Origin of the sequence: Halorientalis marina (genome assembly GCF_023028345.1) — an archaeon.
Lineage (GTDB): Archaea > Halobacteriota > Halobacteria > Halobacteriales > Haloarculaceae > Halorientalis > Halorientalis marina.
In genome coordinates, this window is the sequence record NZ_CP095490.1 from 31,175 (window position 1) to 46,693 (window position 15,519).

Sequence of the window (15,519 nt, forward strand, 5' to 3'; positions counted from 1 at the left end):
GAGGACCTTGATATCTAAGCTCTGTGTGGCCAGTGAAGATTCTCCCCCACAGAAACAGTTCTGTATTATCTCCGTGATGAATTTGACCTGGCGTCGGTTGAACAAGCCGGGAACGCACTTCTCCAAAAGGGGATTCTAGAGATTCTTCCCGAGCAGGTGCAGGTCGTCGCAGAGCGGCGAAACGAAGCCAAAATGAGCGAGCTTCATCTGAAGCGGGCGTTCCGATCGTGAGTCCCGTTGAAAAACCATTAGCCGCTATCAGACGTAGCTGTGAACGGGTGGCCAAACTTCCGGCCAGTGATGCCACGTTTCACCTCGCCAGCGTCAAACTCCACATCATGTCCATGTCTGCATTTCGGGCAGTTTGGAGAAGTCAGTCCACTCATCATTCCTTAGTTAGGAACGGGCAGCCGAAAAGATGAGGTGGAGTTGAAGAGATTCCCCAGTCCGCACTCCATGTTGACTGTTAAGTCGCACATAGAGTACCTCAATGTTATCGAGACACGATCTCAATCGTCAGCGGGGGAGATACGCCGTGCATGACCCGGTCGCCCCCAGCGGAGTTACTCCGACCGTGGCCACGACAGTAACCTGTTCCGGTTACATGGTATCGGAAAAAGTTAATTTGATACAATGAAAAATCAACCACGTTACGTTCAATCATGACTGACCTTGGAGGATTTCAGGATCACGTTGCACGCGTGGATTTGAGCGCGGGCGACGTACAGTACGAGGGTATCGACGACGAGGACGCGAAGAAGTACATCGGGGCACGCGGACTCGGTGTCAAGTACGTCTTCGACCAGGGGCCGGACGTGGACCCGCTGGGACCGGACAACCTCCTGGCGTTCATGAACGGGCCGCTCACGGGGACCCAGACCACGATGAGTGGCCGCATCGCGATCTGTACGAAATCTCCCATCGCCGGGCAGGTCACCGACTCCCACCACGGAGGCTGGTCGGGGGCCCGGCTGAAGTGGGCCGGCTTCGACGGCCTGCTCTTCGAGGGGCAGGCCGAAGACCCGATGTACGCCTTCGTCGAGGACGGCGAGGTCGAACTCCGGGACGCCTCGCATCTCTGGGGCAAGGGCGTCCACGAGACGCGTGAGATTCTTGAGGAGGAACACGAGGGGGCCTACGGCAAGAACCTCTCCTTCATGGGCATCGGGCAGGCCGGCGAGAACGAGGTCACTTACTCCTGTATCGTCAACGAGGACGACCGCGCTTCGGGGCGTGGCGGCACCGGCTGTGTCATGGGCAACAAGGGCCTGAAAGCCGTCGTGGTGAAGTCGGGCACGAAGATGCCCCAGCCCGCGGACAAGGAGACGTTCATGCAGGGCCACAAGCAGGCGATGCAGGTCATCCAGGAATCCGACGTGACCGCGCCCAACGAGGGCGGGCTGTCGATGTACGGGACGAACGTCCTGCACAACGTCACCGAGGAGATGGACGGTCTACCCACGAAAAACGGCAAGTACACCTCGACGGAGGCGATGTCCGACGCCGAGGGTGATGGCGAGCGGATCATCGACGCCGAGAAGGTATCCGGCGAGAACGTTCGCGAGAACATCCTCGTCGACGAGCCGACCTGTCACTCCTGTCCGGTCGCCTGCAAGAAGGAAGTGGAAGTGCAGGCGATGCACAAGGGCGAGGAGATGAACGTCCGGATGGAGTCCTACGAGTACGAGTCCGCGTGGGCGATGGGGCCAAACTCCGGCCACGACGACCGCGACCGCATCGCGGTCATGCTGGACAAGTGTAACGACCTCGGGATTGACACCATCGACACGGGCAACACCATCGCAATGGCGATGGAGATGACCGAGCAGGGCAAATTCGACGGTCTCGGTGACGGCATCGAGTGGGGCGACTCCGAGGAGATGATCGACCTCATCGAGAAGATCGGCCATCGCGAGGGCGACCTCGCGGACCACCTCGCCGAGGGCCCGAATCACCTCGCCGAGGAGTTCGACGCCCACGACAACTCCCTCGCGGTCAAGGGCCAGACGATGGCCGCCTACGACCCGCGCTGTATGAAGGGGATGGGCATCGGCTACGCCACCTCGAACCGCGGGGCCTGCCACCTGCGGGGCTACACCCCTGCGGCCGAGATTCTCGGGATTCCCGAAGAAGCCGACCCCTACGAATGGCGCGGCAAGGGCGAACTGTGTGCCACGTTCCAGGACATGCACGCCATCTCGGATAGCTTCGACATCTGCAAGTTCAACGCCTTCGCGGAAGGCATCGAGGAGTACGTCCTCCAGTACAACGGCATGACTGGGCTGGACGTCTCCGAGGAGGAACTCATGCAGGCCGGCGAGCGCGTCTACAACCTGGAGCGGTACTACAACAACCTCGCCGGCTTCGACGGCGAGGACGACACCCTCCCGGACCGCTTCGTCGAGGGCCACGAGGACGCCATTCCTGGCCAGGGCGCCAGCGAAGGCGAACTCTGTGAACTGGACAAAATGAAAGAGGAGTACTACGAAGTTCGGGGCTGGGTCGACGGCGTCGTGACCGACGAGACGCTGGACGAACTCGGCATCGACGTCGGGCCCGGCACCGGCGTCTCCGCCGACGAGGGCGGCGCGGCCGCGCCCAGCGACGACTGAATACCCACTTTTTTTGGCCAGTAATGATGGCGCTGCTTGACCGGTCCGCGCCGTGCGGGGTCTCTCTTCATCGGACGTTGCAAGTCCAGTGGGATTAAGCGTGGCTGAGGGGGGAAGTTCAATTCCTAATAATAAAATGTAAACAATATCCGTCTGATCACGGGCTGCGGGACCGGCGCCGCGCTCTCGGCACCCTACTTTTCTCGCTGCGGGAACTCCTCCAGCGCGTGGGCGTCGCTGAGCGTCGAGACGTTCCCGGCGGGCTGGCCGCGATAGACGGCCTCGATGACGCCGCGCGGAATCTTCCCGGTCTGGGTCCGCGGGAGCGCGGGGACGACGTGGACCGCTGCCGGGCGGTACGGCGCTCCGAGGTCCGTCGCGACGCGCTCGCGGACGCTCTCTGCCAGTTCGTCGTCGCTCTCGCCGCCCTCCCCGCCTCCGCCGCCATCGCCGCCGTCGAGGCGCGTGACGAACGCGACCGGCACCTCGCCTTTCACGTCGTGGGGGACCGGGACGACCGACGCCTCCTCGACCGCCGGGTGGCCCGCGATGACCTCCTCGATTTCGGGTGCCGTCACCCGGCGCCCGGCGACGTTCATGGTGTCGTCGGCCCGGCCGGTGATGTACCAGCAGCCGTCGGCGTCGCGCTCGGCCCAGTCGTTCTGGTTCCAGACGCCCTCGAACTCCCGCCAGTACTCGTCGAGGTAGCGCTCGTCGCCCGCGGTCAGGCTGTTGGTCATCCCCGGGATGGGCTGTTCGATGACGAGGTAGCCCTCGTCGGCCGGCTCGCCGTTTTCGTCGTAGATGTTCGCCGCGACGCCCGGCGCCGGCCCGGCCAGCGTCGCCGGCTTCAGCGGCGTCAGGGGCGTCGGCACGAGGATGGCGCCGGCCAGCTCCGTCCCGCCCGAGGCGTTGATGACCGGCACCTCGCCGCCGCCGACTTCCTCGAAGAACCACTGCCAGCCGTCCTCGTCCCACGGCTCGCCCGTCGAGCCGATGCCCCGGAGACTGCCGAGGTCGTAGTCCTCGCCCGGCGTCTCGTTCAACTGGCGCAGTCCGCGGGCACCGCTCGGCGAGATGCCGAACGCGGTGACCTCGTGTTCTTCGATGGCCCGCCAGACGCGGTCGCCGCTGGGGTGGTCGGGCGCGCCCTCGAGCAGGAGCGTCGTCGCGCCCAGCGCGGGCGCCCCGGCGAGCATCCAGACCGGGACGATGATCCAGCCGAAGTCGGTGACCCACGCGAGCGTGTCGCCCTCGTCGAGGTCGAAGTGGTAGCGCACCTCCTTGTTCCCCATCACCAGCAGCGAGGCGTGGGTGTGGATGGTCCCCTTCGGCGCGCCGGTCGTCCCCGAACTGTAGGCGAGGAAGGAGGGGTCGCCCGAATCCATCACGGCCGTCTCCGCGTCCGTCTCGTAGCCGTCGACGAACCCCGCCCAGTCGTGGGTCGTCGCGTCAGAGACGGGCGTGTCGAGCCCGACGTGGTCCCGGACGACGATGTCGGTGACCGATTCGGCGCCGGCGACCGCGTCGTCGAGTTTGGCGAGGAGGTCGACCGTCTCGCCGCCGCGGACGTAGCCGTCGGCCGCGACCACGAGTTCCGCGCCGGCGTCGTCCAGGCGGAGGCCCATCGCGTCGGCGCCGTAGCCCGGGAAGACCATCGTGAACGCCGCGCCGATCCGCAGGGCGGCGAGACAGGCCGCGAACCCGTCGGGGTGCATCGGGAACGTGACGCCGACCACGTCGCCACGCTCGACCCCGTGGTCACGCATGGCGTTTGCCAGCCGGTTCGTGCGGGCCGCGAGGTCGGCGTAGGTGACCGTCGCCTCGCGTCCGTTCTCGTCTTCCCAGACGTAGACCGCTCTGTCCGGTGTCCGCTCGACCCACTGGTCCAGGATCGTCTCGACGGCGTTGAGCCGCCCGCCAGTGTACCAGTCCGCGAACTCGACGCCGTCGCTCGTGTCGACCACCGCGTCGTAGTCCTCGCGCCAGACGACGCCCGTGTCCTCGGCCGCCGCGCCCCAGAACCGCGCGAGATCGGCCTCGGTCTCCGGAATCAGGTCGTCGGCGCCGTCGTAGTCGTACTCGTCGATGAACTGCGCGAGGTTGCTCTCGGTCCGGTGGTACTCGCTCGGCTCCCAGACGAACTCGTCGGTCATGCCCGCAACAGCGGGAGGGGCGCACGTAAAACTATGGACGTATTCATGGGATTCTGTGATGTGGGGTGTACAGAGGCTGTGGCGACACTGTCGAAAAACCCGTGATCTTCGGCGAGCCCCGACGCAAACAGCGTGAGGACGAACCCGATCCGGAACGCTGGAATCGGGAAGACGCCAGTTGTGATGGCGTGCTCCAATCCGGTGCTGTCCGGACGCCACTGCCAGTCTACCCACTCAGCAAGCGAAAAACTTCCACTGGCTACTCTTCGCCCCCGAAAAAGAGAGCTTCGAGAAAGGCCATCAGTTCGGCAGTGTCAATCACAATTTTCTCGGTGTTTGCTGTGTTTTCGATCTCGATTTTGTTGCGGGCGAGTTCCATCGTGGATCCCTCCTTGATGAATTTGCACTTCTGGTATTTCTCGCCGATGATATCGACATGCCCTGTCCTGAATTCGTGCGCTGGAAGGCCAATGTCTTCGTCTGCATCTGAGGTCATTGGTATTGGGTATGAGTATAGAAAGAGGGGTAGAGTGGCCGACCAGCCCATGTGGCAGGGATGGGGCAACTGATGACGGATCGGCCTGCGGTGTGGTAGGGGTAGGGAGTCCAACGTAGATGTTGGCCTGAGGGGCAGCTACGAGGTAATGGCTGCGGCTCCCTACGTCAAACTTCCCCATCATCTGGAAATAAAAAAGTTGTGCCGATATCTACTGTTGAAACACAGTCGGTTGATTTGAGAGTTTATTGGAAAGCAGACGCCGTCTGATCGATGTATCCCTGAATCGTTTCGACAGCGCTTGGGCTGTAGAGGCCGTTCACGTGGTCCAGATTCCAGAATCAGTCCGGCTGATCTCGGAGCGTGACAGCAGTACTCTATCCAGTTGCTTTCGATTTCACCGGCTGTCCGGCGCCGTCCCTATGCAACGAGAGCGATGAGATTCTTTTCGAGGTAAGCACCAGTACCTCACAAAGCCGGTTAGTGAGAACGTCTGCTTGCTGATGGTGTGTTCAAGACCAAGCAAGCAGACAGTGAAGTCCACGAGGACCAGCTCCTTAACTTTCTCGTCAACACGCTCAACGATGAAATCGATCTTGACCTCGGCGCTAATGCGGAACTCGACGCTGAAGACATCTACGAGGTCCTCGTCGGCGCAGCGCGGCATCCGAGCTGTAACACCCAAGACTCGGCTTCTTTCGCGCATGGACCAGTCAGCACGACGTGCTCGATGGCACGGAATACAGGTCGGTCTCTTGCGTCCCATGCTTACTTCACGTCCTCCAGGGATAGCAGCGTCTCCATCGAGTCAGCACGCCAATAAAAACCTACCACCGATTGAGAGTATAGTGATCACTAGAGATCGACTGGATCTACTATACTGCTCGACGTAAGTAATCGGTTATCTGTCGTGGGTTAATTTGGTCAAGTGCAGCAGTCATAGCTGGTCTGAGCTCGTCGATTGAACCGAAGAAGCGGTTGCCGAGAGTCCGTTTCAATTGGCGCCAGCACTCCTCGACAGGGTTGAGATCCGGCGACCCACGCGGAAAATACGTCACTTCGATCTGTGTGTCTTCGATGAAGTCGCGCACCTGCTTCGACTTGAAATACGACGCATTATCCAGCAACACGTGGATTTTCTCGCCAAACTCATCCTGCAACGCTCGAAGAAACCTGATCGTCACGTCGCTGGTGAAGCGGTCTACGACTTCGGTTGCGAACAATTCTCGCTCGTCAGTACTGCACCGAGGAGTTTGACGCCTTTTTTCGAGTGCTGCCAAAACGGGAACGTGACGCGCTCTCCACGCGGAAACCACGAGTGATACAAGTCACAGCCGACTGTTTTTCGAGTTTGATCGACCGCAATCGTCGTGTACTCATCAGAGAGCGAATTATCGAGTTTTTTTGGTAGTTTCCCAAAATTCGGTGCGTTCATCCTCGTCAGCCGTCGGCGGTTGCGGCCGCGGCGTTTGCCAAGTAAGACCGGCGTCTTTTAGCAATCTCTGGACGTGACGCCGGGAATATTCCACGTCAAATTCGTCCTGGAGAAGCTGTCGTGCGAGTTCGGTCGTCCACGCTGGTTGGTCGTACCCGGCCTCGGACGGCGGCTTGTGGACGGCTGCCTGAAACTCCGCACGGTCGGTTTCGTCGAGTTTTGGTGGTCGACCGGAGCGCTGCCGATCCTGGACAGCGTCACTGATCGGCTCTTCTTCGAGGCGGTCGAACCACCGATAAATCGTTTGCTCGCGCGTATCGAGCCACTCTGCGATCATTGGTGCAGACGGCCCTCGCTTGTAGATAATCGCAACAAGCAACCGCTTTGTCTCCCGTTTTCCGGTTGCGTCCTCAAGCTCCGCCTCTAGTTCCTCGACAGAGACGTCTTCTAATCTTGCCATTACGCGACTCACATCACGAAGTGAGTTAATACTGCTGATTAGTTTTGTCTCTTAGTATAGCGTAGCGATACGAGCTCGATCGACTCTACACTGCCAAAGTTCGAGCGTCTAAACAATGCTTAAAAATAGTATTTGAAATCGAGAAAAAGCAAGATGGAATTGAATACTGGGCTTCGGCGGTGGGGCAGAAGTGTTCTCATAGCGTGATTGTGGGGCTAGCGACATCGTTCCCTCGATGGTGATTAGCGAGTGCAACGGCCAAGCGGAGACAAAGAGCGAGGAAGACGTGTGCTTTGACTCTCACTCGGCCTCGGACCCGCGGGGTCCCGAGGCCGAGATCCTTGAGGACGCCAATCGCTGTCTCAACCTGTGAGCGGTACGAATACGTCTCTTCGAGCTGTTTCTGCCAGAGACGCACCGTGTCGCTATACTCTTTGATCCGTTCCTCAACGCGGTAGTCAATATCGAGCGGATTGTTCGTGTTCCGTGGGTTGTACGGAGCAATCGGCACGACCGCCTGCGCCAGCAGGTGGTCGTGCCACTCCAGCATATCGAACTCGGAGTCGCCGATCATCCAGCGTGGGGTTTCGACGGCGAGCGCGTCACGCGTGACGCGCATCGCCGTCTCCTGATCGACTTTCTTCCCTGGAGTGAACGCTGCTGCGACGGGGATGTTGTTGGCGGCGGTCACGACACAACAGCCGTAGCCGTAATAGTAGTCGTCTTCAGCGTGGTCGTAGTTCCACTCAGCGTCCTCGTCACGGTGATCAACGGGAATGTCTGTCCCGTCGATACGGAAGAGCTTGCCGAGCGATACCTGCTCGGCAAGCTCGTGGACTAAGTCGATAAACACGTCCTCTGCGACGAGTTCGAAGTCAGCGATGAACCGCGAGAGTGTCCGCCGGGACGGCGGACTCTCGAAGCCACACTGCCGCCAGACATCCTCGTTGTGGAGTTCTCGTGCCATCGGACGCGGACCGTAGATATCGCTGTAGAAGCAGTGAAGGACGCCTTTCAGGAGTTCTGGTGGTTCGTGAACCCGTGTTCGCCCCCGATTCGAGGGGGCGAACACGGGATAGTCGGTGAGAAACGACAGATCAAGCTGTTCGAACAGTGCCGTTGTCTCGGTGTCCAGTATTTTGAAGACCTGTTCGACCGTAGCGTTATCTGGTAGGACGGAACTGGTCGTAGACACATCAGATTCGTCCTACCGCTTCCTTGTGAGGACTTCTGCACCACCGCCGATCTCGGTGACGAACTGTCGAGCCTCCTCAAGCATCCCATCGTCCGTCTTGTAGCCTGAAATGAGTTCGACGAGTTCCATCTTTGTCGGTGGGTTAAAGAAGTGGATCCCGACAACCCGTTCGGGATTGTCGACCGCACTCGCAATCTCCGTGATCGACAATGCTGACGTGTTGGTTCCGAGCACCACATCGTCGTCAAAAGAGTCGTCTAACTCCTCGAAGATAGCCTGTTTGACGTCAATGTCCTCCGTTGCTGCTTCGATGACGAAGTTCGCCTCCGCAGCCAACGTGTCGAGGTCTGTCGTCGTGTGCACGCGGTCGAACACTGAATCAGCATCTTCGAGGTAGCCGCGTTCTGCCGCCTCGTGGAGTCCGGTCTCAATTTCCGAAGACGCACCATTGAGAATATCCTCGTCGATATCACGGATGACGACTTCGGACCCGCTCTGTGCAACGAGTTGCGCGATACTCAACCCCATGGTCCCAGCACCGACGACTCCGATAGCACGATCTGTCATACGGGAAGAATATCCTTACCAGCCCTCAAACCGTTTCCGGTCCGCTGAAACGGCCATTCGTTTTGCAAGGAGTTGCGACGCGATACGTGGGACCAGACACGGCTGACGACGGTTCGTCAAACGCCCGGACCATCGCAGAAGGACCTCGATCCGTATCGCGACTCACGGACCGTACTGGTATCCGACCATGATGGTATTGGCTGCCTCTTGGAGTTGCTGAACCAGGTCTGTCTCGTACGCTTCGTCCTCGAGACGACCAGTGGGTGTGGAAATAGACAAAACCCCGACGAGAGATTCGTCGACGTGGATCGGCACAGAAACAGTCGCCATTCCCAGGACCTGCTCATCTCGGGCAACCGCATACCCGCGTTCCCTCACAGCCTCTAACTCCTCAGCCAGTTCATCCGGATCGGTGATCGTATGCTCCGTCATCTGCTCGAATTCACCTCGCTCCAGCATCTCGGCAATCTCTTCCTCGGGGAGGTGAGCGAACAGGGCCTTTCCTGCGCCGTTGGAGTGGAGGGGAATTCGCATCCCAGGATACAGCCCCAATTCAAGTGATTTATCTCCGCGAACTGCATGGAGGAGTACACCCTCACCGTTCTCCTCAACGCCGATATTCGGCAATTCACCGGTTTCGATAGCGAGGCGTCTCACCTCTGAGCGTGCGGCCTGGAAAAACCGATTCTGGTTCCTGAGCCGCCCACCGACACTCAGAAACTGGAACCCGAGCTGGTATTTGTTGTCTCTGCGAACGGCGTAACCCGTGTCCTCCAGCGTTCGGAGATAATCGTGTGCCGTACTCTTCGGGATATCGAGGCGCTCCGACAGTTCCGCCGAACCCACCCCGTCCGTCTCCCACAGAACCTCGACAATCTCGAACGCCCGTGCGACCGTCCGAAGTGGCGGGTCGGATTTTCCCATAGATGGTATCACTTCGCCCGTATCATAAGTTGTCCGGTTATCTCGGACGCATGGCGGTTCCAAATAACATGGATATCATTCACGGGCAGTCGCTGACCGCAAAAGAACAACGAAGCCGTATTCGGATTCTAACCCTGTAATACGCGCTAACCCGACTCTCCGGGCAATCCAAGGAACAGGAGCTTCGTGAATGGATCGTACCGTCCGCTGGATGCACCGGAGTGCGTCCGAATATACCGGCACGAAAGGTGGCTGGCAGTAATGAACCGTGGTCAGTTCTCGAACCTTCACATAGCCCTGAAAGAGCGTTATACAGAAAATCCACTGAGAGAGGTGATTCGACGCTTTCCCGACAATAAGAGAGTGATTGGAGGGTACGAAGCGACTGGATTGTAATGATTTAGTCGGAAATAATAGAGGATAGCTGTCCGGTTATATCGGAGAGTGGATTGCAGAGAAAAATAACATCCATATGCGTGTTATTCAACGCGTCATATGGCTCGCTGATACGTCCGAATATATTGGATGGGTTTTCAGAACGTCAAACGGAATCATTGCGCTAAGCCGATTATTATTGCCTATACATCCACATTTATCGCGGAAGGCATTCTGAACCTCGAAGATATATCCCATATCGTTGGATACATATACAGGCATCGCCAATGCCTAGGCATGTCACAACAAACCAAACCACTCTCGACCGTCGAAAAGACGTTCGTGATCATCGACCTGATCAAAAACAAGGGGCAGGCAGGTGTAAGCGAGCTAGCCAAGGAAACATCGTTACCGGAAAGTACAGTACACAGTCACCTCACGACGCTCGAGCAGGTCGGCTACCTAGTGAATGAGAACGGTTCGTATCGACTCTCACCCCTGTTCTTGGCTCTCGGTGAGAAGGCCAGAAATCAGTACACACTCTACACTCGGGGGAAGTCCGAAGTCCGACAGCTGGCCGATGATACCGGCGAAGTCGCTTCGATAGCGGTGCACGAACGCGGTCAAGGGATATTCCTGTGGCGGTTGAAGGGTGAGAATGCAGCCAGTCTCGAGAGCTATGACGGCTACACTATCGATCTCCATACGACCGCTGTCGGGAAGGCGATGCTGAGTGGGTTCTCCGACGAGCGTGTGGACGAGATCATCGATGAGCACGGACTCACGGCGAAAACGACGAACACGATAACGGACAGGGATACGTTGTTTAAGACTCTCGACGATATACGTGACTCTGGAGTCGCGTACGATAGAGAGGAGAGAGTCCACGGTCTTCACGCGGTCGCAGCACCTGTCAGTGACGGCGACGGTCGCATCATGGGCGCTGTGAGCGTCGCTGGTCCGTCCGGGCGGCTTCAAAATCAACACCTCGAGGAATACGGTGCAAAAGTCAAAAGCAGTGCGAGCATGATCGAACTCAATATGTCGTACAGATAACTGCTCGTTGGCTGTGAAACCCACCCCCCAGTGCGTGCATATGGAGAATTAACCGGTAAACCGAGCAATACAGCACATTCGCTCCACCCAAGCACGGTTCCGGATGGGTCCGACATTATCGGACTACTGTCCGATACGATTGGAATATGATCCGAGCCGGCAGCCCATCGCTGAAATCGGCCGCAGAGATTGCCATTCCTGTGTATTGCCAGCGGTGTGCCGACCGTCATACCGGCAAGTCATCCCGGTGAAGTGGACGGGAAACTTCTAACAGACCCATCGACTTTCGCCAGTCGTGTAATCATCGGAGCGGTGCCGGTATTGTTCATCGGCTATGGAGACGACTCCACTGCTACATCGCGACGAGAGTGACCAGATCCTGCCAGTTCTCCGGAGCCTCGCCGACGGCCGCCGCTTCATTGACGAATTTTGTGACCTCCGCGATGTGATCTTCTGACATCCGGTGTTCTTGGTACACGTTTGGAATATCAACATCGAGTTGCCCATGGACATCGTCACCCTGGTGGAATTTCATGATGTACTCTGCTACCGCCTCATCTTCGGTTCCAAAGGCCTGCATGAATTCGTCGTCCCCCGGAACCTCGTCGGCAGCGTCCGTCATGAACCACTCGGCACCTTCGTCGAACGCGTCGAGTATTCCCTGAAGCAGCGCTTCGTTTTCTTCGAGGAACGAGTCGCGTACGACCATATTCTCGATAGCCGGACGACCGAGGTCGTTCGCAGCGAAATACTCGTTTGGAGTGAACAGGTAGTCCAACTCCTCCTGGTAAAAGAGGTTTCCACCGCCGTGTGAGGGCGATTGTACTCCGGTAACGAGCTCTCCGTCGTTGACGAGGCCCGGGATCGCGGCGAAATCGACCATATCGATGTTGAAATCCCCGCCCTCGGAGAAACTCAGATCCAGCTCGCCAGCCGTGAGCACCTGTATTGAGGGAACGCCGCTGATCGCCCACGAAAAGTTCCCGATCGGTGCCTGATCATCGTAGAGCTTCTCGAACGTCTCTACCGCGCCGCCAGTGTTACTCGGTAGGTACTCACTCTGCGCTTGTGCGACCAACCCGAACCATCCGGACTGTGATCGACCAACTACCGAGAGGTCGAGGTCTTGTTCGTCCGCCGCTCGGGCCGCTCCGATCGTCGTGAGGTCGGCGGCGATGTCCGAGTTCCCGGACAGGAACAGGCTGGTCCCGTCGAATGTCCCCTGGATTCTTAAATTGGCGTCGTCCGGGATGGCGTTCTCCAGAATGTTCGTTCGCTGGTTGATGTACGGCCAGATAATTGCCCCGACATTGTTGCCGAAATGTGTCAGCACGACCTCGCTGTTTCCGCCGCCACCCGAACATCCCGCCAGTCCGACTGCACCGGCTACACCTAGTGATTTTATAGCTCTTCTACGCGAAACAGTTTGTTTGTCGAACACACTTGGAAATGAGTTCAAGAATTAATAAGCTTTTCCCAAATTTGTGAACACTGCTGAAGTATGGAGTGTGAGCGCGATATGGGGCTACTGGCAAGTTGCTCCGGTTGTAGTCCGGAAGTGGACTCGATTGAGTCTCCCCAGAGTCAACAGCATCGGCCCGAAGCAGCATCTCTCGTGTCTCCGTCGGACTCTGGGTCTGGGATCCTGGCGTCGGGAAACACTAAATAGTTGGTCACAAACATAGTATAACGATGACATCGAGTCACCCGACCGACCTGCAAGGAGAGGTAGTCGTAATCACTGGTGCGAGTCGTGGCCTCGGGCGCGCCACTGCCGAGGCATTTGGGACTCGCGGTGCACGCGTCGTCGTAAACTACCGCAGCAACACCGAAGCAGCAAAAGAGGCTGTCGAAGTCGTCGAAGCTGCCCACGATGATGCGGAAGCGATCGCCGTCCAGGCTGACGTCTCGGATCCCGAGGCGATTGTCGAACTGTTCGAGCGCGTTGACGAGGCGTACGGTACTGTCGACGTCTTCGTTCATAACGCAGCAGTGACGGCATTCAAGCCACTCACGGAAGTAACGGCTAAAGACGTCTCGCTCACGTACGATTTGTGCGTCACAGGGTTCCTGCTAGCGGCCCAACACGCTATCGACCGTATGGACGAGGACGGCCGTATCATCGCGGTCTCCGCGAATGATTCACATACGTACATGCCGCTGCACGGCCTGCTCGGGAGTGCCAAGGCCTCACTTGAGTGTCTGGTTCGGTATCTGGCTGTCGAACAAGCGGACAACGGGATCATGGTGAATGCAATCAATCCGGGCATCCTCGACAAGGAGAACTACTACGCATCCATATCCGAAGAAACCAAAGACGCCATGGACGACCTGAAGAGACGCACACCGAAGGGAGACGCTGTCCCGCCATCCGCTGTCGCGGAAAGCATCGTCACCTTCGCCGGACCAGGGACGGAGTGGGTAACTGGCGAAGTACTCAACGTCGACGGCGGCTTCGCCGCCCTCTAAAGGCGGTCTATTCTTCGTCTTTGTCGAGCGTTCCCGAAAACGAACGCGATTCGAGATCTTCGCCGCCCATAAACGCGTCTGCACGGTCGCTGAACTCTTCGGACTCCCAGACCGCTGCTGTCAGTTCGCGCTCGACCTCTCGATTCGTCAGTGCGAGGTTATTCCACCGTTTGAGCATTGCCTTGATAACGCGGTAGGCCTGCGGACTGTGTTGGGTGATGATCTCCTTGGCGATCTCGACCGCGCGCTCGTCGACCGTCCCGTCGTCGACGACCCGGTTGATCAATCCCCACTCCTCCGCTTCCTGTGCTGACAGGAGGCGGCCGGTCAACAACAGATCTTTCGCGCGCCGCTGGCCAACGACGAGTGGCAACATCTGGACGCCGCCGCCGGCTGCCGTCGAACCGACCCGTACTTCAGGCTGACCGAACCGTGCTGACTCGCCGGCCACGATTATGTCCACGCCCATCACGAGTTCGTTGCCGCCAGCGACACAGTTGCCCTTGACCGCGGCCAGGGTCGGTTTCCCGGTCTCACGCAGCAGATTCACCGTGTCTATGTAGCGATTCAGGAATCGATTACCTCCCTCGCGGTCCAGCGTTCCGAGTTCTTGTAGACTGCCGCCTGCACAGAAGTTCTCGCTACTCGTTCCGAGAACTATTGCGTCGATGTCGTCGTCGGCGTCAGCAGATTCGATTGCATGACCGAGTTCCGAGAGGAGTTCGGTCGTGATGACGTTGTTGTCCTCCGGCCTGTCGAGGTCGATATGAAACACTTCCGCGGTCGTTTCGTTGCAATACGTCTGGAGCGTCGAGTAATCCGAGTCGGTCGCCATGCACTGTGCATTCCTGCCGGTGACGACATAATACTTTGCCATACTACCACAAGCGCCCGCCACTGGGTACGTTGACCCGCTGTGCATGGCCACAGTCGAGACCGGCTGACTCCTCGTGTCTCCGGACAGTTTTATTCAGGAGCAGCGTCAGGTCCCTGCATGGACGGCACTGTGTCGACCGAAACAGAGGACCGCATCCGAACAATCACCTTCAGCAACCCGGCGAAACGGAACGCTCTCTCGCCTGCGATGTTAGACGCTTTCGTGGCTGCCCTCGACGAGGCGGCTGAAGATGACACGAGAGTCGTTGTCGTGCGGAGCGGTGCGGACTCGGACAGTTTTTCTGCTGGCTTTGATCTATCAGTGTTTGGCGAGGGGTCAGACCCGGACGAAACGGAGGCGATCTTCGATCGGTTCGTGCGACGGCTCCGGTCATTCGACTTCCCCGTCGTTGCCATGATTGACGGTGCCACCTGGGGTGGCGGTGTCGAACTCGCGCTGACGTGCGATCTCCAGGTGGCGAGCACTGAGGCATCATTCGGCCTTCCGCCAGCTAAACTCGGCATTCTCTACCCCGCCCGGGGGATCCAACGCTTCCTCCACGTGCTCGGCCCGAGCGATGCGAGCGAACTCCTATACACTGCCGATCCAGTGGATGCCGACCGTGCGTCGGAGATGGGGCTGGTTAACGACGTCGTCCCGCCCACAGAACTCGAGGCGAGGGCCTACGAACTGGCGGGTAGCATCGCTTCGAACGCGCCCCGCTCGCTCGTTGGTATGAAAAAGATCATCCGGGCGTTCCTCGATCAGTCGACCCTCTCGCCGGCGGAGCAAGAGTGGGTGTTCGGTCTCCGGCAGGAGGCTTACGAGAGCGACGACCACTCCGAAGGACTGGCCGCGTTCGAGGAAGACCGTACTCCGGAGTTCGAGGGACAGTGA

At 58.7% G+C, this 15,519-nt stretch carries 13 protein-coding genes and 1 pseudogene; 5 read left to right on the forward strand and 9 right to left on the reverse strand.

Annotated elements, in window-relative coordinates; all coding sequences use genetic code 11:
• Positions 1-662: 662 nt before the first annotated feature.
• The gene (locus tag MUG96_RS21645) at positions 663-2,612 is read left to right on the forward strand and encodes an aldehyde ferredoxin oxidoreductase family protein (RefSeq protein ID WP_246989735.1); all 1,950 of its coding nucleotides are present in this window, start codon (positions 663-665) and stop codon (positions 2,610-2,612) included.
• A 194-nt stretch (positions 2,613-2,806) separates the two neighbouring features.
• Here MUG96_RS21645 and MUG96_RS21650 read toward each other — a convergent pair whose 3' ends face one another.
• The gene (locus tag MUG96_RS21650; RefSeq protein WP_246989736.1) at positions 2,807-4,768 is read right to left on the reverse strand and encodes an AMP-binding protein; all 1,962 of its coding nucleotides are present in this window, start codon (positions 4,766-4,768) and stop codon (positions 2,807-2,809) included.
• Between the two features lie 259 nt (positions 4,769-5,027).
• A complete protein-coding gene (locus MUG96_RS21655; RefSeq protein WP_246989738.1) occupies positions 5,028-5,264 on the reverse strand; it encodes a hypothetical protein in 237 nt (78 codons plus the stop codon).
• Between the two features lie 508 nt (positions 5,265-5,772).
• On the opposite strand from MUG96_RS21655, the pseudogene MUG96_RS21660 reads away from it, so the two are divergent.
• Positions 5,773-5,922 (forward strand): annotated as a pseudogene (locus MUG96_RS21660) (ISH3 family transposase); the annotation flags it as partial.
• A 217-nt stretch (positions 5,923-6,139) separates the two neighbouring features.
• Here the strand turns inward: MUG96_RS21660 and MUG96_RS21665 are convergent.
• From MUG96_RS21665 to MUG96_RS21685, 5 genes are all read right to left on the reverse strand, one after another.
• Positions 6,140-6,580, reverse strand: coding sequence for an IS630 family transposase (locus MUG96_RS21665; protein WP_373222139.1), 441 nt, complete (start codon positions 6,578-6,580; stop codon positions 6,140-6,142).
• Positions 6,581-6,655: 75 nt separating this feature from the next.
• The gene (locus MUG96_RS21670; RefSeq protein WP_246989742.1) at positions 6,656-7,159 is read right to left on the reverse strand and encodes an IS630 family transposase; all 504 of its coding nucleotides are present in this window, start codon (positions 7,157-7,159) and stop codon (positions 6,656-6,658) included.
• A 196-nt stretch (positions 7,160-7,355) separates the two neighbouring features.
• The gene (locus tag MUG96_RS21675) at positions 7,356-8,354 is read right to left on the reverse strand and encodes a transposase (protein WP_246989744.1); all 999 of its coding nucleotides are present in this window, start codon (positions 8,352-8,354) and stop codon (positions 7,356-7,358) included.
• Between the two features lie 12 nt (positions 8,355-8,366).
• A complete protein-coding gene (locus MUG96_RS21680; RefSeq protein ID WP_246989745.1) occupies positions 8,367-8,921 on the reverse strand; it encodes a 3-hydroxyacyl-CoA dehydrogenase family protein in 555 nt (184 codons plus the stop codon).
• A gap of 162 nt (positions 8,922-9,083) precedes the next feature.
• Positions 9,084-9,845 carry an IclR family transcriptional regulator gene (locus MUG96_RS21685; protein ID WP_246989747.1) on the reverse strand — a complete coding sequence of 254 codons (762 nt, stop codon included), beginning with the start codon at positions 9,843-9,845 and terminating at the stop codon, positions 9,084-9,086.
• Between the two features lie 672 nt (positions 9,846-10,517).
• On the opposite strand from MUG96_RS21685, the gene MUG96_RS21690 reads away from it, so the two are divergent.
• Complete coding sequence (locus MUG96_RS21690) at positions 10,518-11,276, forward strand: IclR family transcriptional regulator (protein WP_246989749.1); 759 nt, start codon at positions 10,518-10,520, stop codon at positions 11,274-11,276.
• A 352-nt stretch (positions 11,277-11,628) separates the two neighbouring features.
• Here MUG96_RS21690 and MUG96_RS21695 read toward each other — a convergent pair whose 3' ends face one another.
• Positions 11,629-12,717, reverse strand: a complete 1,089-nt coding sequence (locus MUG96_RS21695; RefSeq protein WP_246989751.1) for a substrate-binding domain-containing protein — start codon at positions 12,715-12,717, stop codon at positions 11,629-11,631.
• 251 nt (positions 12,718-12,968) lie between these two features.
• On the opposite strand from MUG96_RS21695, the gene MUG96_RS21700 reads away from it, so the two are divergent.
• Positions 12,969-13,745 carry an SDR family NAD(P)-dependent oxidoreductase gene (locus tag MUG96_RS21700; protein WP_246989752.1) on the forward strand — a complete coding sequence of 259 codons (777 nt, stop codon included), beginning with the start codon at positions 12,969-12,971 and terminating at the stop codon, positions 13,743-13,745.
• A gap of 7 nt (positions 13,746-13,752) precedes the next feature.
• Here MUG96_RS21700 and MUG96_RS21705 read toward each other — a convergent pair whose 3' ends face one another.
• Entirely contained in the window at positions 13,753-14,580 is an 828-nt protein-coding gene (locus tag MUG96_RS21705; protein WP_246989754.1) for an enoyl-CoA hydratase/isomerase family protein, read from the reverse strand.
• A 159-nt stretch (positions 14,581-14,739) separates the two neighbouring features.
• Between MUG96_RS21705 and MUG96_RS21710 the strand changes: the two genes are divergently transcribed.
• Positions 14,740-15,519, forward strand: a complete 780-nt coding sequence (locus tag MUG96_RS21710) for an enoyl-CoA hydratase-related protein (RefSeq protein ID WP_246989755.1) — start codon at positions 14,740-14,742, stop codon at positions 15,517-15,519.